Consider the following 17901-nt stretch of genomic DNA (forward strand, 5'->3'; position numbering starts at 1 on the left):
TTGTGTTAAAACAGACAATTTTCATCGGATTCATCTTAGAAAACGACCCCGTTAAATAGAAAAACCCGATTTGCTTTTTTAATAAATTTGGCTGATAGCGGAAATAAAAAAAGCGCCCCGAAGGACGCTTTTTATACAAACTAATTCGAACGAAATTATTACAGCACGTGAACAGATGCGGTATTAGTGGTGCCGCTTGGAACCAGTGCACCAGAAACCATCACCACAACGTCGCCTTTCTGCGCCAGGCCACGTTCAACCAGCTGCAGGGCCACTTCTTTACCCAGGCGGTAGAAATCGTCAGTAGAGGCGATCTCTTTTACCAGGTGTGGGACCACGCCTTTGCTCAGCACCAGTTGACGCGCGGTGGTTTCGTTGGTGGTCAGCGCCAGAATGGTCGCGTCCGGGAAGTATTTACGCACTGCGCGAGCAGATTTACCGCCCTGGGTGGCGACGACAATCAGCGGTGCTTCCAGTTTCTCGGCGGTTTCTACCGCGCCACGGCACACGGCTTCGGTGATGCGCAGTTTACGGCTGTCGTTGTTGTAATCCAGACGGCTCTTCATCACGCGGTCGGTACGCTCACAGATGGTCGCCATGATAGAGACCGCTTCCAGCGGGTACTTACCTTTAGCCGATTCGCCAGAGAGCATTACCGCATCGGTACCGTCGAGGATGGCGTTCGCCACGTCGCCAGCTTCTGCGCGGGTAGGGCGTGGGTTTTTGATCATGGAGTCCAGCATCTGCGTTGCGGTGATAACCACTTTACGCGCGCGAACACACTTCTCGATCATCATCTTCTGCGCGAAGATCACCTCTTCAACCGGGATCTCAACGCCCAGGTCACCACGCGCAACCATGATGCCGTCAGAGGCTTCGAGGATTTCGTCGAAGTTGTTCAGGCCTTCCTGGTTTTCGATTTTGGAGATGATCTGGATGTTTTCGCCGCCGTGGGCTTTCAGGTGCTCACGGATTTCAACAACGTCAGAACGCTTACGGATAAAGGAAGCTGCAACGAAGTCAACGCCTTGCTCGCAACCGAAGATCAGGTCCTGTTTGTCTTTCTCAGCCAGGGCTGGCAGCGCGATGGAAACGCCTGGCAGGTTAACGCCTTTGTTTTCGCCCAGGTCGCCGTTGTTCAGCACTTTACAGATAACTTTGTTACCTTCGATAGCGGTGACTTCCATACCGATCAGGCCGTCGTCCACCAGAACGGTGTTACCGACGGACAGGTCGCTGGTGAAGCCTTCATAGGTCACAGCAACGATTTCACTGTTGCCGACAACAGACTTGTCTGTAGTGAAGGTGAAAGTCTGTCCCGCTTTCAGCGAAACGTCGTTGCCGCCTTCCAGTTTAATGGTACGAATTTCTGGACCTTTGGTATCCAGCAGGATTGCTGCTTTTTTACCGGTCTTGCTCATCACGTTGCGCAGGTTCTGGATGCGCTGGCCGTGTTCAGCATAGTCACCGTGAGAGAAGTTCAGACGCATCACGTTCATGCCGGCGTCCAGCATTTTGGTCAGCATCTCTTCAGATTCGGTTTTCGGGCCGATGGTGCAAACAATTTTCGTCTTTTTCATGACAGTCTTAGTCTTTAAGTTGGGAAGGATATGGAAATCTCGCTCCGGGGGCGCAGAGCCCTGGAGTCAAACCTGTGTTGCGAAATTTTTTATGGCACGCAGTAAGGATAGGTGACATCAATTGAGCGTGCAGAAGAATGTGTGCCTGTGTTTCAGCCCAGGGAGAGAGGTTAAGTTGTATGCGTTGTTTTTTGTAGTCCAAGCGCTGAAACCATTCATCAGAAGACAGGCGCGCATTATACGCTGAAAGATGCGCAAAAGGAAAATGAAAACAGCGTTTCAAAAATTATATATGCAGTTTTACAAAGGGTTGTTATCAATGCGTTAAGGTTGACCGCGTAGATGTTGCACTCGCGAAAAACCTTCAGGCAAATGCCCCATTTTTATGGCGTTTCGCTATGGCGACTTTTTAGCTATCGATTGCAGAAAATTAGCAAAGGCCTTCTCCCCAGGTGTCACGCCTCTTATCACTCAAAGTTATAAGATATTCCTTTTCATTCATTCAAAAGTTAATAACGGCTGTTTACTATCGTTTGGACATCCATACTGCTAAACCGCCACAGGCGAACGGATTACCCGAAGAATGATTGTACTCAGGAATATTTCAAAGATTTTTGACAACGGAAAAGTGGCGCTGACAGCCGTTGATAACGTGAACCTGACGATAGAGCAGGGGCAAATTTATGGAATTATTGGCTACAGCGGCGCGGGTAAAAGTACCTTAATCCGCCTGCTCAATGGCCTGGAAAAGCCGACCACCGGCAGCGTGACGATTAACGGACACGACATCTCCGCGGCGAAAGGTGAAACCCTGCGCCAGGCGCGGCTGAAGATCAGTATGGTGTTTCAGCACTTCAATCTGCTGTGGTCGCGCACCGTGAGCGAGAACATCGCCTTTTCAATGCAGATTGCCGGGGTGCCTAAAGCCAAAATCAAAGCCCGCGTGGCAGAACTGGTTGAGCTGGTGGGGCTGAAAGGCCGCGAACAGGCTTATCCGTCCCAGCTTAGCGGTGGGCAAAAGCAGCGCGTGGGCATTGCCCGCGCGCTGGCCAACAACCCGGACGTGCTGCTCTGCGACGAGGCCACGTCGGCGCTGGATCCCCAGACCACCGATCAGATCCTCGATCTGCTCCTCGACATCAACCGTCGTTTTAAGCTCACCATTGTACTCATCACCCATGAGATGCACGTGGTGCGCAAAATCTGTGACCGTGTGGCGGTGATGGAAAACGGCAAAGTGGTGGAAGAGGGCGACGTGCTGCAGGTCTTTACCCATCCTCAGCAGCCGATTACGCAACAGTTTGTGCGTCAGGTCAGCCAGTACGCCGAAGACGAAACCTTTAACAGCGAGCTGGCAAACGAACTGGAAGGCACCGTTATTAAGCTGACCTTTACCGGCCACAGCACCCACAAACCGGTCGTCGGGGAACTGACGTTGCGCTACGGCCTGCCGTTTAACATCCTGCACGGCAAAATGACACAAACCGCCCACGGCGTCTTCGGCCAGCTCTGGCTGCACGTGGTGGCAACAGATGAACAACTGAACAATATCCTCGCCGATTTGCAGCACAGTGATATTGAAGGCGAGGTAATTAAACATGGCTGAGAATCTCTTCCCGCACCTGAAATGGGACCAGCTCTGGGCCGCCACCCTGGAGACGCTGTATATGACCGCGCTCTCCGGCGTTGCGACTTTTGTGCTCGGGCTTGTCCTCGGTCTGGCGCTCTTTTTAACCGCCCGGGGCGGCATGTTCCATAACCGCACGGTCTACAGCGTCATTTCGATTGTGGTGAACGTCTTCCGCTCCATCCCGTTCATCATTCTGATTGTGCTGCTGATCCCCTTCACCAAAACCGTGGTGGGGACCATCCTCGGGGCCAACGCCGCACTGCCTGCGTTGATCGTCGGTGCCGCGCCGTTCTACGCCCGTCTGGTAGAGATCGCCCTGCGTGAAGTGGACAAAGGGGTGATCGAGGCGACGCGCTCAATGGGCGCCCGACTCAGCACATTAATCTTTCGCGTTTTACTGCCGGAATCATCGCCTGCCCTGGTGTCAGGGATCACGGTGACGCTGATTGCCCTGGTGAGCTACAGCGCCATGGCGGGGGTGATTGGTGCCGGTGGTCTGGGAAATCTGGCTTATCTGGAGGGATTCCAGCGCAACCATGGTGACGTCACGCTGGTGGCAACGGTGACCATTTTGATCATCGTTTTCATTATCCAGTTCTGCGGCGACATCATTACTTCCATTCTTGATAAAAGATAAACACAACAATACACAGGAACCATCATCATGAAAAAGACACTGACGTTGATCGCCGCAGCAACCCTGAGCGCCCTGAGCTTTGCCTCCTGGGCTGATACCCTGACCGTGGGAGCCTCCAACACCCCGCACGCCGAAATTCTGGAGCAGGCGAAGCCGATTCTGGCGAAACAGGGTATCGATCTGGAGATCAAACCGTTCCAGGACTACATCCTGCCGAACACCGCGCTGGCGGGTCGTGACATCGATGCCAACTACTTCCAGCACATTCCATACCTCAACAGCGTGCTGAAAGATCACGCCGGGGATAAAGAGTACGATTTCGTCAGCGCCGGGGCGATCCACATCGAGCCAATCGGTATCTACTCCAAAAAATACAAGTCGCTGAAAGATCTGCCGGAAGGCGGCAAAATCATCATGCGTGATGCGGTCTCTGAAGAGGGACGTATCCTCTCTATCTTCGAGAAAGAGGGCGTGATCAAGCTGAAGCCGGGCATCGACAAAGTGACCGCGCGCATCAGCGACATCGTTGAGAACCCGAAAAAGCTGCAGTTCACCCCGAACGTAGAAGCCTCCCTGCTGCCGCAGATGTATAACAATGACGAGGGCGCGGCGGTTGTCATCAATGCCAACTACGCCATTGACGCCGGTCTGGACCCGGTTCACGACCCGATTGCGGTGGAGAGCGGTGAAAACAACCCGTACGCCAACATCATCACCGTTCACCGTGGCGATGAGAAGAAGAAAGACATCGTGGCGCTGGTGGACGTGCTGCACTCTAAAGAGATCCAGGACTGGATCCGCACCAAGTATAAAGGCGCGGTGATCCCGGTTAACAACTGATTTATCCGTTTGATTTCAAAGCCCGGCGAGTCTCTCGTCGGGCTTTTTTGTATAACGGCGATGAATCTATTAAGCTGGCCTTTTAAGGCAACGGAGTGAAAGTCATGGGCAATGTAACCAAAGACGAAGCGCTGTATCAGGAGATGTGTCGCGTGGTAGGCAAAGTCGTTCTTGAGATGCGCGATTTGGGGCAGGAGCCGAAGCATATCGTCATCGCCGGGGTACTACGCACCGCACTGGCAAACCAGCGGGTGAAACGCAGCGAATTAACCACCCAGGCGATGGAAACCGTCGTTAAAGCGCTGGCCGGTTAAGCCGCCAGCGTTTCGCCAGCTGTTCAACGCCACAGCACAGCAGGTAATAGACCACGCCAGTAAAAATAAAAATAGCCGCCGGGTAGATCTGCACCCGGTTGTTCACCTGGCCTGCCACGGTGGTCAGCTCCGGCACGTTGACAATAAAGGCCAGTGAGGTGTCCTTCAGCAGGCTGATAAAAATCCCCATTAGCGAAGGCAGGGTGTTGCGCAACGCCTGCGGCAGCAAGAGTAACCCCAGCGTTTGCAGCGCGCCAAACCCCTGGGCCTGAGCGGCTTCATATTGTCCCCCAGGCAACGCATTCAGCCCGGCCAGCACGGAGTGCATCACGGCGGCGGCGGTAAACCACGCCAGCGCGAGAGTAACGGTCAGCGCCCCCGGCAGATCGCCTCCGGTGATGAGGGGTAACAGATACCACAGCCAGAAAATGACAAAAATCAGCGGGATGCCGCGGATAATCTCAGCCCACAGGAACAGGGCTTTGCGCAGGCCACCCGGGAAACGCCACGCCAGCCCCGCCAGCGCTATTCCAGCCGGAAACGCCAGCGCCGCGGCACCCAAAGCCATCAGTAGCGTCAACAGCACGCCGCCCGGCTCTCCGGTCGCAGTCCGTCCCCAGAGCAGATAATCCAGGTTATCGGTAATGACAGTAAGTCCGGCTAACATCTCTCTTCACTCCGGGGGGTGATGGCGGCTTTACGGCGCCGTTCGGTTGAAGGTCCCAGTCTGGTCAGCAACACCCCCATCGCCACGCCGGTGAGCAGGTACAGTACCGTGCCGATGCTGTAAGCCTCCAGCGCGTGGGCGTTATAGCTCTCTGTCTGCCGCACCTGGTAGGTGAGCTCCGCAAAGCCGATGCCGCTTGCCAGCGAAGAGAGTTTCATCAGATTGAGGTACTGACCCACCACCGGCTGCCAGGCGTTCGCCAGCCCCTGCGGCAGCAGGATATACCGCAGCAGCGGCCAGGGGGAAAAGCCCTGCGCCAGGGCGGCTTCCCGCTGCCCGGCGGAAACGGCGCGTAGCCCGGCGGTGATCTCCTCTGTCAAAAAGGCCGAGGTAAAGACCCCCAGTCCCCAGGCGGAGCAGAGAAACTCTGGCGTAAACCACCAGACCGGACCCGGCAGCACCGCCCAGGCATGATCGTCCATCACAAAGGTGCGAAACCCCTGCGGCAGCCCGTTCCAGGCGGCGAAATACCAGAACAGCAGCTGCACCAGAAGGGGCGTATTGCGAAACAGCGATACCCACAGGGCGACGATATGCGCGCCGATGCGCCCCCCGGCGAGACGCAATCCCAGAGAGGCGAGAGTAATAAGGCTGGCGACCACCATCCCTGCCAGCGTCACCCACAGGGTGGTGAGAAAACCGGACAAGATCCACTGCAAGGGCTGGCCGGTCAGCACCCCTTCCCAGTCGAGGTTGGGCATCACACCCCTCCCGGATGCAGCGGGTTAAGCACCTTCTGCAGAAAACGCTGGGTGCGCGGATGGGCAGGATGCTGAAAGAACTGTTCCGGCGGAGCCACCTCCAGAATGTGCCCGCCATCGATGAACACCACCCGGTCAGCAATTTCCCGGGCAAACTGCATCTCATGGGTGACGACAATCATGGTGATCCCGCTGTGGGCGAGGGCTTTCATCACCAGCAGGACTTCGCCAATCATCTCCGGATCGAGGGCTGAGGTGGGCTCGTCAAAGAGGATGATCTGCGGCGAGGAGGCAAGGGCCCGGGCGATCGCCACCCGCTGCTGCTGCCCACCGGATAAGGCTTCCGGATAGTAATCGGCTTTATCCGCCATCCCCACCTGCGCCAGCAATCTATCGGCGCGGGTGTCGGCCTCTGCCGAATGCCAGCCATGAACGTGCCTCAGCGCCAGGGCGATGTTTTGTCGGGCCGTCAGATGGCTGTAGAGATTAAACTGCTGGAAGACAAAACCGACCCGGCTGCGCAGCTGGCGCAACGCCTGGCGGGGGAGCTGGCGCGTAGATTTCCCGTCAATCAGGATGTCGCCGGAGGTGAGAGCTTCCAGCTGGTTGATCAGGCGAATCAGCGTCGATTTACCGGAACCCGACGGGCCGAGAATAGCGACCACCTCACCGGGCGTCACGCTGAGGTTGATGCCTTTCAGCACCGGGCGGTCGCCGTAACGTTTCACCACCTCGCAAAAGGTGACGCTGGCCTGTTGCAGATGTGAAAAATCCGCGGCACGGGCCGCGGAGCGAGAGAATAAACCTGACAGCATATTACTGGGCTTCTATTTTAAAGGCGCGAGGCTGCGGGGAGGGCGTCTGTGGACCAAACCAGGCATCGTAGATTTTTGCCGCGTCGCCTGTATTCTCCAGCTTCACCAGCTCATCGTTCACCACCTTTAACAGCGCGGTTTCGCCTTTTTTCACCCCGACGCCAATCTCTTCTTTACTTAGCAGATCCGGGAGGATCTTAAAGTTGGCTTTATCCGGCGCCTGGGCCAGCAGACCCGCCAGAATGGTGCTGTCCTGGGTGATCGCCTGCACGTTGCCGTTGCGCAACGCCGTCAGCGCCAGCGGAATATCGTCATAAGAGAGCACGCGGGACTGCGGGAAACGCTGATGCAGCGCCTGCTCCCCGGTGGTGCCTTTTACCGCCCCGATACGCGCCTTGCTGTAGGCCTCCAGTTTATCCGCGCCCTTGGCCGGAACCAGGAACTGCTGCCCGGTCACGAAATAGGGGGTCGAAAAGTCGATCACCTGCGCCCGTTCCGGGGTGATGGTGATATCCGCCACAATCAGATCCGCTTTCCCGGACTGTAGCAGCGGGATGCGGTTTGCCGGGTTAGTGGCGACCAGCTCCAGTTTTACCCCGAGTGATTTTGCCAGCGCTTTGGCGAAGTCGACGTCATAGCCGACGATCTCATGGCTTTTTGCATCCACCGATCCAAACGGCGGATTGGCATCAAACGTTGCGACTTTCACCACACCCGCCGCCTTAATATCCGCCAGCTGGTCTGCCTGCGCCTGGGTGGAAACCATCCCGACAGCGGCCAGTAAAGCCAGTGCCAGCGTCCGTTTTGTGTGTATTGCCATAGGTTCCTCTGCTTCTGTTTTTATTTTGTCCTCATACGCTCCCATACCCGGCGCAGGTAGCCAAATGCCAATATTGTCTTTGCTTAACGAAAAAAATCATTAGTGAACAGCGCGTTACCCAGCGGTTAAAGCAGCGTTGCTTTTGCGCCTGGCGCAAATCCTCTGCCGGAATCGGCATTTCCATCGCCGACGGATTGCTGTTGTACTGCTTTCAGGTTGAGCACATGAGGAACAGGGCAATGGACAAACTGATGAGTACGTTACGGCGGTTTTTTACCGCACGATCGGAAGAGAACAGCGCGCAGCGTATTATTGAATCCATTCTGCCTGTCGCCAGCCTCTACGGTGTGGATATCGCCAATATTGACCCGGAGTGGTTCCATGACCAAACGCCACGCTGAACACCGTCTGGTGCGGGAAACATACTGGAATGAGGTGTGCATTCTTCACCGCACCCTCTGCCATTCTGGACGCTAACATCCAAAAATCGCCGCAAGTTTTGTCCACGGCTTAGCTTCCTGCTAAGGTCTCTGGCGTCCTTTTCCTGCGCCAGTTAAATGAATGAACAGCAAAAACTATCTACAACGAGGGCTCCTGATTTGGCTCACGCTCTGCCTGCTCAGCAGCGTGCTGCTGTATGCCGAACAGATCCGCCGTCAGTACTGGGCACTCGACCGGGAATTTGCCACGGCGTTTACGGAGATCGGCGCGGTTCTCACCCAGAATGAGTCAGTGCTGCCGCTGTTGAATGGCGATGAAGATCTGACGGCGCTGCGTAAAAAATTCCCGCAAATACTCGACCTGCAAACCACCTCTGGTCGCGCACTCGACGCCGCCCGGGTTGAACCGGTGACGGGCACGCAGTACTGGCTCTACAACCCCTGGCGACAGATCCGGGTGCTGATTGACCCTTCGCCGGTCCTTAACGCCTGGCCCCGCTTTTCCCGCCTCACCCTGAATCTCTCCGGTGAGGTGCAGCCACCGCCAACAGAGGCTTTCTGGCACTGGCAGCGACAGTTTTCTCAGCATACCCAGCCGTTTATTCTGCTGGCCGAGGCCCAACCGGCGTGGCTGAGCGTAGCGCTGCTGCCGTTTGTCCTGCTGTTTGTGGGCTGGGCTATTGTGGTCGCGGCGGGTGGCGTGATCCTCTGGCAGCGTAAGCAGCGCCAGAACGCCGACCAGCGCGCCTGGTACTATCAACATGCCCGGCTCAATACCCTGGGGGAGATCACCGCGGGCATTGTGCATGAGATCAACCAGCCTCTCACAGCGGTGCAGACCTGGATCCAGGGGGCGCAGCGCCAGGTGCGCCAGGATAACCCTGCGGCGGTTGCTCAGGCGCTGGGCTCGGCGCTGGTGCAAACCCAGCGCATTAGCGTGCTGCTGACCCGCTTTCGTGAGCACGTTACCCAGGAGGCTGTCACCTTAGAAGCAGTAGATCTGGCCGAGTGCTGGCGGCATGTCAGTAACCTGCTGGAGCATGAGCGCACCGCCAGTCCTGTTCGTCTTACCCATGATTTCGCCGCCGATGCCCGCACGCTCTGCGCCGACCGGCTGTGGCTGGAGCAGGTGCTGCATAACCTGCTCAGCAACGCTATTCAGGCCCAGCAGGAGCGCGCCGCAGGATGGGTGCATATCCGCAGCCATCGCGAAGGCGAACGCATCCATATAGCGATCACTGACGGTGGCCCGGGCTTTACCCCGGAAGCGCTCCACAACGCCTTTATGCCCTTTTATAGCGGGCGAGAGGGCGGCACGGGGCTGGGAATGACCTTAACGGAGTCGTTGGTCACCCGGATGAATGGCACGCTGGCTCTGGATAATGCCCCGGAGGGCGGGGCCAGGATCAGATTGCAGTTTGCTCACCACGGAGGTCAGGTAAATGGATAACGTCATCTGGTTGATTGATGATGATGCGTCAGTCAGAGAGTCGCTGGTTTTTCTTTTCACCGGTATGAACTGGCATGTGGAGCCTTATGACAGTATTGCTGCGTTTACCGCGGCGCAGGGGGCGGAAAAATCCCTGATCGGCTGTCTGCTACTGGACATGCGCATGCCGGGAAAAGGTGGGCTCGCCTGGCTGGAGGAGGGGGCATGGCCCTGGCCGCTGCTGCCAGTGATCCTCATGACCGGTCATGGCACCATTGATGCCTGCCGCCGCGCGTTTCACAACGGCGTGTTTGAATTTTTCACCAAGCCGCTGGATGCCGACAGGCTGATCGAATCCATTACCGCCGCCCTCACCGAGAGCCAGCGGCGCCTGGGCGTCTGGCAGGAGGCCACGCGGGTCCGAGCGCGGTTTGAACAGCTCACCACCCGGGAGCATGAGGTGCTGCAGGCGCTCATGGAAGGCAGCAGTAATAAAGCGGTCGCCGCCCGGCTGAATCTCTCCCCAAGGACAGTGGAAGCGCACCGGGCGGCGGTGTTCGCCAAGCTGGGCGTCTCAAGTCTGGTGCAGGCCATCCGGGAATATGACAAATTACAATCCGTATAACTACCAGGATCACCGCGTAGTCAACCGAATAACATTTCATCCCACGACTGGATACGCTGCAAGGGTTCCCACTTACAAGAGGATGTGCGATGAAAAAGTTAATGATGGCGGCAGCGTGTGTAGCAGGGATGGTCAGCGTATCGGCGCATGCACAGTCTGTGGCGCAAAAAAATCTCTCCCTGGCCCAGGCGAATGCGTTAGCCAGCGCGGCGATCCAGGCCTGCACAGCAAAAAATTATCAGGTCAGCGTCACGGTGGTGGATCGCGCCGGGGTGGTAAAAGCGGTGCAGCGCACGGATAACGCCGGTCCGCACACCCTGAAAGCCAGCGAAATGAAAGCCTTTACCGCCCTCAGCACCAAAAACGCGTCGGGGAAGGTGATGGAGTCTGCCCAGAGCAACGCGGGCGCGCAGAACCTGCGCGATATCCCGGGCTTGCTGCTGCTGGCAGGAGGAGTACCGGTCAGGGAAGGGGATGAGGTGATTGGCGCCATCGGCATTGGCGGCGCGCCGGGTGGTCATCTGGATGAAGCCTGCGCGCAGCAAGCCATTGATGGCCTGAAGAAGTCGTAAAAACGCCCGGCGGCGCTGCGCTTACGCGGCTCTGAGGGAAGGGTGTTGTAGGCCGGGTAAGCGTAGCGCCACCCGGCATAAAACTAAAAGCCCCGACGCGAGTCCGGGGCTTTTTACATCAGATCTTGCAGGCGTCGCCGCAATCATCATCCGCTACGATCGCCTGGGCTTTTTTATCCGCATCTTCAAGGCGTTCAGCGTTACGTTCTTCGGCTTCGTCCAGCCCGTCAAACACCAGATTGTTGAGATCAATTTCCATCGTTTACCTGCTTTGTTCGGTTTTTGTTCCAGGTCGTATTATAGAGCAAAACAGAGGGAGGAGGCACCCCAGCGCACATAAGGATAATCCTTGCCATACTGATGACTTACCCGGACTCAGGAGGCGTTGTGATCGTCTTATGTAAAACCTGCGGCACGTCTTATGACGCCGACCACGAACCGCAGCACTGTGCCATTTGCGAAGATGAGCGCCAGTATGTACCCGCGACGGGCCAGGAGTGGCTTGATTTTTCCGCCCTGACCCGCACGCACACCAACAAGTGGCAACAGCTCGAACCCGACTTATTGAGCATCAAAACCGTGCCCGCGTTTGCCATCAACCAGCGCGCGATCCTGCTGAGAACCGCGCAGGGTAATGTGCTGTGGGACTGTATCGCCAATCTCGATCCCGCCACCCGGGCGCTGGTGACCGCGCTGGGCGGTATCGACGCCATCGCCATCTCGCACCCGCACTACTACACCACCATGCAGGACTGGGCAGCGGCCTTTAACGCCCCGGTATACCTGCACGCCAGGGATCGGCAGTGGGTGATGAGGAGCAGCCCGGCGCTGCGCTTCTGGGAGGGCGATTCGCTGGAGATCGTCCCTGACGTGACGCTGCACCGACTGGGCGGCCATTTTGCCGGCGGGACGGTGCTGCACTGGCACCGCGACGGCGGTATTCTGCTGGCCGGGGATATTCTGCAGGTCACGCCGGGCAAAGATGGGGTGTCGTTTATGTGGAGCTACCCGAACATGCTGCCGCTCCCGGCAGGCGTCGTGGCTGAGATCGCCGCCAGGCTGGAAAAGGTTTCCTTCGAACGCCTCTACGGCGCCTTTGAAGGCCAGAACATTTCCGCGAACGCGCGGGAGATTGTCATGCGGTCGGTCCAGAAATATATTGCTTGTCTGAAGTCGTGACCGGTGGGTAAACTCAAAAAACCGTGATCTCGATCATGCCTGTAACAATCACAAAAAAATGAGACATTGCTATGCAACATATCATTGAAGGTTTTCTCAGCTTTCAAAAAGAAATTTTTCCGCAACGTAAAGACCTTTTCCGCAGTCTGGCGTCCAGCCAGAATCCCAAAGCGCTGTTCATCTCCTGTTCTGACAGCCGCCTGGTGCCGGAGTTAGTAACCCAGCAGGAGCCGGGACAGCTCTTTGTCATTCGCAATGCTGGCAACATCGTTCCGCCTTTCGGGCCGGAGCCGGGCGGTGTATCCGCCACCATCGAATATGCGGTGGTCGCCCTGGGCGTGACCGATATCGTGATCTGCGGTCACTCTAACTGTGGCGCGATGAAGGCGATTGCCGACAACGCCAACCTCGAGCCGATGCCTGCCGTCTCTCACTGGCTGCGCTACTCCGATGCGGCAAAAGCGGTGGTGGAAAAGAAAACCTGGGAGACCCCGACCGACAAGGTCAACGCCATGGTGCAGGAGAACGTCTTCGCCCAGCTGAGCAATATCAAAACCCATCCGTCTGTGGCGGTTGGCCTGCGTAACAACGCCATTCGCCTGCACGGCTGGGTGTACGATATCGAAAGCGGCGAAATTCGCGCCCTGGATAAAGAGACGAAAACCTTCGTTTCGCTGTCCGAAAATCCTGGCGTTTACTTCGAGTAACACGCCGCATTCAGGGCGGGCGATCCCGCCCTGATTCTGTTTACGGTAGCGCCTCAAGTTTCAGACCCGCGCGCTTCGCCGTTTCCGGCAGCAGATCCGCCGCCGTGACATACCCGTCCGGATCCAGACAGCGGTTTGCCGCTCTCGCCTGTTGCAGGATCTCTTCATCCCAGTAGACGCGCTTACGCTGATCGCCCTCGGTGGTCAGAATGCACTCCATGTCGCCCTCCAACGCGCGATAACGCCGCCAGCTGTTGGCCGGAACCGAAATGACCGAACGCTCAGGGGCGACAATGCTCACCTCTTCGCCCTCTTTATTCCAGGTCACCTCCAGCGTCCCTTTAAAGACCATGATCACCTGCACGTCCGGGCAGAGGTGGCGACCCACCACATGCTCCGCGGCCAGGCGCAGCCACTCAACGGAAAAACCGTGCGGGTTAACGATAGCTGGCGCGGCGTGTTTATCCTGGCTGATACCAAAGCCGATCGCCGGGGCGATCTCGCCGCCGTGGCCGGGCAGGACCGAATCGAGTAACCCCGCCGCCGACCAGCGCCGATCGTCCCCGGTCACCGCCCGCTGGCGCATCTCCTCCACGGAGTAGTGGTGCAGGGCGGCGATCTCTTCTGCAGGCAATGGCGCCAGCAGTCCTGCCGGTTCCGGAAGGGTATCGCCCGCATTCACGTCGATAAGCATGTTGTCTTTGCTCAGATAGAGGCCATACTCGCTGGCCGCGTTCAGAATCGACGGATGCCAGATAATTCCCCCCGTGTTATTTCCCCCAAGCACCGTGTAGACCATGCCGCAGGTCTCTTCTTTACTGACATTGGTAAAGCCGCGGAAGATCCAGGTGGGAATGGAAAGAATGGCCGGGGCGCTGAACTCGGCTTCATTTTCGCCGTTGGCTCCCCAGCGAAAACGCCACGTGCCCTCGTGAATCAAGAACACTTTGGCGGTGAAATGCAGATGCAGGTTATTGGTCACCCCTTTTGGCATCGCCGCGGCGCCGATATTAAAGCCGTGCGGCTCCGGGATATTGACCACCTGAGCGGAGGACTGGGTCACGCCCGGGCCAATAAACGAATAGTTCTGTTTCAGGTGAGAGCCGGGGAGCTTGCAGTCGATAAACGCAAGATTGCAGGACACCATATCTTCAGGGGCAACCAGACGGCTGCGGGCCAGTTCGGGGCTAATGTGACGTGCTTTCATCTTTTCTCCTGTTAATAACCTGATGCGCCGGTAGTGGGGAGTGCATTGCCCCGCGCCAGGGCGATGGCTTCGCGTGAGGCGCGGCCAAGTTGCATGACATCGTTCGCCGGGGTGACAAACTGGAAACCTTCGCTAATGCGCCGGGCGGCAGCCTCACCCGAGGTGCAAAAGATCCCGGCGATTTTATTCCACTGACGACACCGGCTGACGACCCGCTCGATGGCGGCCAGCATCTCAGGGTGACGGGATTCGGCGCTGGCGCTGCCGGTCAGGGTCAACGACAGATCGTTCGGGCCGATGAAGACCCCATCCAGTCCGTCGGTGGCAAGGATGGCATCCAGGTTCGCCAGCCCGTCACGGGTTTCGATCATCGCCAGGGTCAATATTTCGTCGTTGGCGTGCTGTGGATAATCCGCGCCACCGTAGAGCAGCCCCCGGGCAGGGCCAAAGGAGCGGTTGCCCAGCGGCGGATAGCGGCAGGCGGCCACAAAACGGCGAGCCTCTTCGGCCGTGGAGATCATCGGGCAGATAATGCCGTAGGCACCCGCATCCAGCATGCGCATGATCTGCGCCGGATCGTTATCCTGCACCCGCACCAGCGGCACCGCCGGGGTAGCGGAGAGGGCCTGCAGCATGGAGAGCGCGCTGCCGAAGTCAATCATGCCGTGCTGAAGATCGACGGTGACCGCATCGAAACCCTGATGGCCGGCGAGCTCCGCGCTGTAGCCCGACGGGATGGCCAGCCAGCCGTTAATCATGGCGCTGCCGTCGGGCATTGCCTTGAGTCTGTTTTTACGCATCTAAACACTCCTGGATCCAGTGACGTAGCGGGTGAGCAACCTCATCCGGCGCTTCCAGCAGGGTGAAATGTCCGGCTGAGGCGAGGGTGACAAGCGTCGCCTGAGGCGCACTCTCAATAACCCGCTGGTGGTGAGACGGCGTGCAGATGGGATCGTGCAGGCCGTTGATAACAACGATGGGGCAGGCGAGGGCCGGGAGCGCCCCGCGATTGTCCCGCCGGGTAATAGCGATTTCAGTCTGCGTCGCCAGGGTGTCGGGCCCGCACTCCCCGGCCATCTGGCAAATCAGATCGTGCAGGGCGGCATCCTGCGTGCGCGTTGGGGCAACGTATTTCGGCCACAGGCTGGCGGAGAGCCAACTCATTACACCCTGCTGTCGCGCCACGCGCACCGCCTCGCGTCGGGAAGCCGCATTTTCTGGCGCATCGGCAAGGGGATTGACCGACAGCAGCGCCAGCCCGGCGATACGCTGTGGCGCGTCGGCGACCATCTGCAGGGCCACAATCGCCCCCAGCGAAAAGCCAGCCAGCAGGAAGCGCGGCGGCAGTTCGCGCAGCAGGTTTCGCGAGGCGTCTGCCGCCGACGTCGCGTCGGTCAGCGTAATGCAGAGCACGTCAGAGAGGTTGAGCCTGTCAAGCAGCGGCTGCCAGAGACGCGCGTTACAGAGCGTGCCGCTAATCAGCACCAGCGGCAGGGCGTGATTATCCACAATCTTACTCCTCAGGTTGCGGTCCAGCCGCCGTCGACCATCAGCGCGCTGCCGGTGATCATCGCTGCGGCGCCGGAGGCCAGGAACACCACCGGACCCATCACATCTTCGACGGTACCGGTGCGTCCGAGCTTGATATTCTCCAGCACGTAGTGGCGAAAGGCCGGGTCGGCCAGCGACGATGCGGTCAGCGCCGTCTCAATAAAGGTCGGGCAGAGGGTATTAACCCGGATCCCCGCCTCGCCAAGCTCCAGCGCCATGGCTTTGGTTAACCCTTCCAGCGCAAATTTCGACGCGCAGTAGACGCTGCGCTTAGGGCCGCCGACATGCCCCATCTGGGAGGAGATGTGGATGATCGAGCCTGCTATTCGCTCCTCACGCATCCGGGCGGCGATCCGCTGGCTGACAAAAAAGGTCGCCCGCAGGTTGAGCGCCATCACCGCATCAAAGTTCGCCTCGCTGACCGTCAGAAACGGTTCGTGGCGAGCCAGCCCGGCGCTGTTGACCAGAATGTCGAAGGCGGGCAGGGCTTCGGTGACGGCCTCCACCTGGGCGACATCGGTGATATCCAGCACCACCGGACGCAGCAGCAGCCCGCGTTCGGCGGCGAGGGTGGCAGCCGCATCCAGCGCCTGGCGATCCCTGGCGGCAATCCACACCTCTGCGCCACTCTGCGCCAGGGCGACAGCGCAGGCGAATCCCAGCCCGCGGGAGCCGCCCGTCACCAGGGCTCGCTTTCCCTGCAGGCCGAAGGAGGGCATCTCAGGAAACGCCATGACTTACACCTTCTCTCTGATCGGCGCCGGGGTGGCGTAAGGCACCTCCACCTGGCCGTAGCGGCGGACGCGGATATTGGCCTGCTCAGCATGTCCGGCGAAGCCTTCCAGCAGCGAGAGGCGCGAGCAGTAGCTGCCGATCTCGGTGGTGGCTTCATCGCTGAGGACTTTCTGCCAGGTGCAGGTTTTCATGAATTTCCCCACCCACAGGCCGCCGGTGTAACGCGCCGCTTTTTGCGTGGGCAGCGTGTGGTTGGTGCCGATCACCTTATCGCCATAGGCAACGTTGGTGCGCGGGCCGAGGAACAGAGCGCCGAAGTTAGTCATGTTGGCCAGGAACCAGTCGTCCCGGGCGGTCATGACCTGAACATGCTCAGAGGCGATGCGGTCGGCTTCCGCGAGCATCTCTTCGTAGCTGTCGCAGACGATGATCTCCCCATAATCGCGCCACGCCTGGCGGGCGATATCAGCGGTGGGCAGTTTTTCCAGCAGACGATCGATCTCGCGCAGCGTCTCTTTGGCAAGGGCCATCGAGTTGGTCAGCAGAATGGCAGGCGTGGTCACACCATGCTCGGCCTGTCCCAGCAGGTCGGTAGCACACATTTCGGCGTCAACGGTGTCGTCGGCAATGACCAGCGTCTCCGTCGGACCGGCAAAGAGGTCAATCCCGACCCGGCCAAAGAGCTGGCGTTTGGCCTCCGCCACAAAAGCGTTACCAGGCCCGACCAGCATATCGACCGGCGAGAGCGAATCGGTGCCCAGCGCCATCGCGCCGATGGCCTGAATCCCTCCCAGCGCATAAATTTCCGTGGCGCCGGCCATTTTTTGCGCCGCGACGATTGCGGGTGCCGGTTCGCCGCCGAACGGCGGCGCGCAGCTCACGATGCGGGAACAGCCCGCCACGTTGGCGGTGATAATCGACATATGCGCTGAGGCCAGCAGGGGATATTTCCCGCCCGGGACATAACACCCCACCGCATTGATGGGAATGTTTTTATGCCCGAGAATCACCCCCGGACGGGTTTCAATTTCCAGATCCCGCAGACATTCTTTTTGAGCGCGGGCGAAATTAAAGACCTGCTCCTGCGCAAATTCGATATCGTGAATATCCTGGCGGCTTAATTTATTGATACAGGCATTAATTTCCGCGTCGCTCAGGCGATAATCCTGACGGTCATAGCGATCAAACTTAATGGATAATTCGCGGATGGCTTTATTACCGCGTTTTTCAATATCCGCCAGGATTAGCTCTACCGTTTCCCTTATTTGACGCTGCGCATCCTGACGTTCCTGAACCGGTTTACTGGTTTTAAGCATATAAGCCACAATCTCTTCCTCGCATAATTAAGATGACAACTATCCTCCCGGCGGGCCGGGATAAATGTTTGGGTGA

Annotated in this window: 22 protein-coding genes; 10 read left to right on the plus strand and 12 right to left on the minus strand. The window is 58.2% G+C overall.

Annotated features, from left to right (window positions below; genetic code table 11):
• Positions 1–158: 158 nt before the first annotated feature.
• Both pykF and ynhH read right to left on the minus strand, forming a co-directional pair.
• Positions 159–1580: a pyruvate kinase PykF gene (gene pykF / locus C2U54_RS14870; RefSeq protein WP_103179328.1), complete on the minus strand. Its 1422-nt coding sequence runs from the start codon at positions 1578–1580 to the stop codon at positions 159–161.
• A gap of 7 nt (positions 1581–1587) precedes the next feature.
• Complete coding sequence (ynhH, locus tag C2U54_RS28110; RefSeq protein ID WP_420107399.1) at positions 1588–1863, minus strand: protein YnhH; 276 nt, start codon at positions 1861–1863, stop codon at positions 1588–1590.
• A 300-nt stretch (positions 1864–2163) separates the two neighbouring features.
• On the opposite strand from ynhH, the gene C2U54_RS14875 reads away from it, so the two are divergent.
• From C2U54_RS14875 to fumD, 4 genes are all read left to right on the plus strand, one after another.
• Positions 2164–3186 carry a methionine ABC transporter ATP-binding protein gene (locus C2U54_RS14875; RefSeq protein ID WP_103179329.1) on the plus strand — a complete coding sequence of 341 codons (1023 nt, stop codon included), beginning with the start codon at positions 2164–2166 and terminating at the stop codon, positions 3184–3186.
• Complete coding sequence (locus C2U54_RS14880; protein ID WP_103179330.1) at positions 3179–3847, plus strand: methionine ABC transporter permease; 669 nt, start codon at positions 3179–3181, stop codon at positions 3845–3847. Before C2U54_RS14875 ends, C2U54_RS14880 begins: the two co-directional genes overlap by 8 nt.
• Before the next feature lie 27 nt (positions 3848–3874).
• A complete protein-coding gene (locus C2U54_RS14885; RefSeq protein WP_039029111.1) occupies positions 3875–4687 on the plus strand; it encodes a MetQ/NlpA family ABC transporter substrate-binding protein in 813 nt (270 codons plus the stop codon).
• A gap of 104 nt (positions 4688–4791) precedes the next feature.
• Positions 4792–5001 carry a fumarate hydratase FumD gene (fumD, locus tag C2U54_RS14890; protein WP_014831602.1) on the plus strand — a complete coding sequence of 70 codons (210 nt, stop codon included), beginning with the start codon at positions 4792–4794 and terminating at the stop codon, positions 4999–5001.
• Here the strand turns inward: fumD and C2U54_RS14895 are convergent.
• From C2U54_RS14895 to C2U54_RS14910, 4 genes are read right to left on the minus strand one after another with little or no spacing between them, the layout of a single operon-like run.
• Positions 4982–5668, minus strand: a complete 687-nt coding sequence (locus tag C2U54_RS14895; RefSeq protein WP_103179331.1) for an ABC transporter permease subunit — start codon at positions 5666–5668, stop codon at positions 4982–4984. The genes fumD and C2U54_RS14895 overlap by 20 nt on opposite strands.
• Positions 5662–6432: an amino acid ABC transporter permease gene (locus C2U54_RS14900; protein ID WP_103179332.1), complete on the minus strand. Its 771-nt coding sequence runs from the start codon at positions 6430–6432 to the stop codon at positions 5662–5664. Before C2U54_RS14900 ends, C2U54_RS14895 begins: the two co-directional genes overlap by 7 nt.
• On the minus strand, positions 6429–7244 hold the full coding sequence (locus C2U54_RS14905; RefSeq protein ID WP_103179333.1) for an amino acid ABC transporter ATP-binding protein: 816 nt from the start codon (positions 7242–7244) through the stop codon (positions 6429–6431). The genes C2U54_RS14900 and C2U54_RS14905 overlap by 4 nt, the downstream gene beginning before the upstream one ends.
• A 1-nt stretch (position 7245) precedes the next feature.
• On the minus strand, positions 7246–8064 hold the full coding sequence (locus C2U54_RS14910; protein ID WP_103179334.1) for an ABC transporter substrate-binding protein: 819 nt from the start codon (positions 8062–8064) through the stop codon (positions 7246–7248).
• A 239-nt stretch (positions 8065–8303) separates the two neighbouring features.
• Between C2U54_RS14910 and C2U54_RS27475 the strand changes: the two genes are divergently transcribed.
• From C2U54_RS27475 to C2U54_RS14925, 4 genes are all read left to right on the plus strand, one after another.
• The gene (locus tag C2U54_RS27475; RefSeq protein ID WP_168192014.1) at positions 8304–8465 is read left to right on the plus strand and encodes a hypothetical protein; all 162 of its coding nucleotides are present in this window, start codon (positions 8304–8306) and stop codon (positions 8463–8465) included.
• Between the two features lie 160 nt (positions 8466–8625).
• Complete coding sequence (locus C2U54_RS14915; RefSeq protein WP_103179335.1) at positions 8626–9954, plus strand: sensor histidine kinase; 1329 nt, start codon at positions 8626–8628, stop codon at positions 9952–9954.
• Positions 9947–10558, plus strand: coding sequence for a response regulator transcription factor (locus C2U54_RS14920; protein ID WP_103179336.1), 612 nt, complete (start codon positions 9947–9949; stop codon positions 10556–10558). Before C2U54_RS14915 ends, C2U54_RS14920 begins: the two co-directional genes overlap by 8 nt.
• Positions 10559–10647: 89 nt before the next feature.
• A complete protein-coding gene (locus tag C2U54_RS14925) occupies positions 10648–11130 on the plus strand; it encodes a GlcG/HbpS family heme-binding protein (RefSeq protein ID WP_103179337.1) in 483 nt (160 codons plus the stop codon).
• Between the two features lie 118 nt (positions 11131–11248).
• Here C2U54_RS14925 and C2U54_RS14930 read toward each other — a convergent pair whose 3' ends face one another.
• On the minus strand, positions 11249–11389 hold the full coding sequence (locus C2U54_RS14930) for a hypothetical protein (RefSeq protein ID WP_032617828.1): 141 nt from the start codon (positions 11387–11389) through the stop codon (positions 11249–11251).
• Positions 11390–11517: 128 nt separating this feature from the next.
• Here C2U54_RS14930 and C2U54_RS14935 point away from each other — a divergent pair, with 128 nt between their 5' ends.
• Complete coding sequence (locus C2U54_RS14935) at positions 11518–12309, plus strand: MBL fold metallo-hydrolase (RefSeq protein ID WP_103179338.1); 792 nt, start codon at positions 11518–11520, stop codon at positions 12307–12309.
• Positions 12310–12380: 71 nt separating this feature from the next.
• Positions 12381–13016, plus strand: a complete 636-nt coding sequence (locus tag C2U54_RS14940) for a carbonic anhydrase (protein WP_103179339.1) — start codon at positions 12381–12383, stop codon at positions 13014–13016.
• A gap of 40 nt (positions 13017–13056) precedes the next feature.
• Here C2U54_RS14940 and C2U54_RS14945 read toward each other — a convergent pair whose 3' ends face one another.
• From C2U54_RS14945 to hisD, 5 genes are read right to left on the minus strand one after another with little or no spacing between them, the layout of a single operon-like run.
• The gene (locus C2U54_RS14945) at positions 13057–14223 is read right to left on the minus strand and encodes a cupin (protein WP_103179340.1); all 1167 of its coding nucleotides are present in this window, start codon (positions 14221–14223) and stop codon (positions 13057–13059) included.
• A gap of 11 nt (positions 14224–14234) precedes the next feature.
• On the minus strand, positions 14235–15023 hold the full coding sequence (locus C2U54_RS14950) for an HpcH/HpaI aldolase family protein (protein ID WP_103179341.1): 789 nt from the start codon (positions 15021–15023) through the stop codon (positions 14235–14237).
• On the minus strand, positions 15016–15732 hold the full coding sequence (locus C2U54_RS14955; protein ID WP_233210488.1) for an alpha/beta fold hydrolase: 717 nt from the start codon (positions 15730–15732) through the stop codon (positions 15016–15018). Before C2U54_RS14955 ends, C2U54_RS14950 begins: the two co-directional genes overlap by 8 nt.
• A gap of 11 nt (positions 15733–15743) precedes the next feature.
• Positions 15744–16508, minus strand: coding sequence for an SDR family NAD(P)-dependent oxidoreductase (locus C2U54_RS14960; RefSeq protein ID WP_103179343.1), 765 nt, complete (start codon positions 16506–16508; stop codon positions 15744–15746).
• Positions 16509–16511: 3 nt separating this feature from the next.
• Positions 16512–17834: a histidinol dehydrogenase gene (gene hisD / locus C2U54_RS14965; RefSeq protein WP_197431839.1), complete on the minus strand. Its 1323-nt coding sequence runs from the start codon at positions 17832–17834 to the stop codon at positions 16512–16514.
• Positions 17835–17901 lie beyond the last annotated feature (67 nt).

It is taken from the genome of Leclercia sp. LSNIH1, from assembly GCF_002902985.1.
In the GTDB taxonomy this organism is placed as follows: Bacteria; Pseudomonadota; Gammaproteobacteria; order Enterobacterales; family Enterobacteriaceae; genus Enterobacter.

What these genes read in the sequence shown, in the direction of transcription:
- C2U54_RS14875 (WP_103179329.1), top strand. Translation starts at nt 2,164, where the DNA reads ATGATTGTACTCAGGAATATTTCAAAGATTTTTGACAACGGAAAAGTG.
- C2U54_RS14895 (WP_103179331.1), bottom strand. Translation starts at nt 5,668, where the DNA reads ATGTTAGCCGGACTTACTGTCATTACCGATAACCTGGATTATCTGCTC.
- C2U54_RS14940 (WP_103179339.1), top strand. Translation starts at nt 12,381, where the DNA reads ATGCAACATATCATTGAAGGTTTTCTCAGCTTTCAAAAAGAAATTTTT.
- C2U54_RS27475 (WP_168192014.1), top strand. Translation starts at nt 8,304, where the DNA reads ATGGACAAACTGATGAGTACGTTACGGCGGTTTTTTACCGCACGATCG.
- C2U54_RS14950 (WP_103179341.1), bottom strand. Translation starts at nt 15,023, where the DNA reads ATGCGTAAAAACAGACTCAAGGCAATGCCCGACGGCAGCGCCATGATT.
- C2U54_RS14905 (WP_103179333.1), bottom strand. Translation starts at nt 7,244, where the DNA reads ATGCTGTCAGGTTTATTCTCTCGCTCCGCGGCCCGTGCCGCGGATTTT.
- C2U54_RS14880 (WP_103179330.1), top strand. Translation starts at nt 3,179, where the DNA reads ATGGCTGAGAATCTCTTCCCGCACCTGAAATGGGACCAGCTCTGGGCC.
- C2U54_RS14945 (WP_103179340.1), bottom strand. Translation starts at nt 14,223, where the DNA reads ATGAAAGCACGTCACATTAGCCCCGAACTGGCCCGCAGCCGTCTGGTT.
- pykF (WP_103179328.1), bottom strand. Translation starts at nt 1,580, where the DNA reads ATGAAAAAGACGAAAATTGTTTGCACCATCGGCCCGAAAACCGAATCT.
- C2U54_RS14885 (WP_039029111.1), top strand. Translation starts at nt 3,875, where the DNA reads ATGAAAAAGACACTGACGTTGATCGCCGCAGCAACCCTGAGCGCCCTG.
- C2U54_RS14960 (WP_103179343.1), bottom strand. Translation starts at nt 16,508, where the DNA reads ATGGCGTTTCCTGAGATGCCCTCCTTCGGCCTGCAGGGAAAGCGAGCC.
- fumD (WP_014831602.1), top strand. Translation starts at nt 4,792, where the DNA reads ATGGGCAATGTAACCAAAGACGAAGCGCTGTATCAGGAGATGTGTCGC.
- C2U54_RS14915 (WP_103179335.1), top strand. Translation starts at nt 8,626, where the DNA reads ATGAACAGCAAAAACTATCTACAACGAGGGCTCCTGATTTGGCTCACG.
- C2U54_RS14930 (WP_032617828.1), bottom strand. Translation starts at nt 11,389, where the DNA reads ATGGAAATTGATCTCAACAATCTGGTGTTTGACGGGCTGGACGAAGCC.
- C2U54_RS14925 (WP_103179337.1), top strand. Translation starts at nt 10,648, where the DNA reads ATGAAAAAGTTAATGATGGCGGCAGCGTGTGTAGCAGGGATGGTCAGC.
- C2U54_RS14910 (WP_103179334.1), bottom strand. Translation starts at nt 8,064, where the DNA reads ATGGCAATACACACAAAACGGACGCTGGCACTGGCTTTACTGGCCGCT.
- C2U54_RS14920 (WP_103179336.1), top strand. Translation starts at nt 9,947, where the DNA reads ATGGATAACGTCATCTGGTTGATTGATGATGATGCGTCAGTCAGAGAG.